We start from the raw sequence: 1,008 nt of genomic DNA on the forward strand, positions 1-1,008 counted from the left end.
GGATCCACGCGAGCATGACCAGCACTTCGAGTGTGGTCCTGAGCCGGCCGGTGCGCTCCCGCATCCACCAGGCGAGCGCGAAGCCGAGTCCGGCCTGGCCGATGACGGCGGAGCCGAGCACGAAGACCAGGGTGAGGCGCAGGGAGCGCCAGAAGCCGTCGTCACCGAGGGCCTTGCTGAGGTTGTCGAAGCCGACGAAGGCGGGATCGATGGCGGGGATGCCGGTCAGCCGGTAGTCGGTGGCACCCAGGTAGAGCGTCCAGACGGCGGGCAGCACGAGGAAGAGGGCGACCAGGAGCAGTGCGGGGGCGAGGAAGGCGGCGGCTCTTCGTCGGCCCAGCCCGGCCGCGTCGCGCTCCGGTTCCTCGCGTACCTGCCCTCTCTTGCCTTCCTCGGCCGTCTCCTGTCCCTGGGGTCCCGCCGGGGAGGGGTCAGCCGATGATGTGGTCGCTGCCACCGAGCACCTCCTCCAACTCCTTGCGGTAGGCCTGTGCGGCGCTTTCGGGGCTCTTGCCCGCCACCACCCGGGCCGTCGCCTCCTGGAGTGCGAGGGAAACGGCGGTGTAGGCGGCCAGCGGCGGCCGGAAGGTGGTGACGGGCAGCGCCTTGTCGGCGCAGAAGCGGAGCATGGGGTCCTTGTCGAGGACCGCGTCGTTGACGTCGTCCCGCTCGGTGATCATCGCCGCGTCGCCGAGCCGGGCCTTCAGCGCGGGGGCCGAGTGCAGCGCGGTGAGCAGTTCGAAGGCCTGCCGGGGATGGCGGGTGTGTGGGTTGAGCACATGAACGGCACCCCCGGAGAGGCTGACGTGGTCCCGGCCGCCGGTCGCCTCATGGCGGGCGCGGGCCGGAATGAGCGCATATCCGACATCGTTGTCACGCCGCTTCATGGGGGCGATGCCGGTCTCGGGCGAGATCACGTCCCGCCAGAAGTAGTCCCCCTCGGCGAGGATGCCGAGGCTGCCCTCCGCGAACCGCTCGCACGACTTGTCCCGGCCCTTGGCCTCCTGT

The 1,008-nt window shown here is 70.8% G+C and carries 2 pseudogenes; both read right to left on the bottom strand.

Annotation, left to right across the window (positions count from 1 at the left end):
• Positions 1–457 (bottom strand): annotated as a pseudogene (locus ACFXIV_RS48420) (hypothetical protein); the annotation flags it as partial.
• Positions 432–1,008, bottom strand: a pseudogene (locus ACFXIV_RS48425) (ABC transporter substrate-binding protein); the annotation flags it as partial. The pseudogenes ACFXIV_RS48420 and ACFXIV_RS48425, both read right to left, overlap by 26 nt.

Source organism: Nocardia sp. NPDC059236 (assembly GCF_042754085.1).
Lineage (GTDB): Bacteria > Actinomycetota > Actinomycetes > Mycobacteriales > Mycobacteriaceae > Nocardia.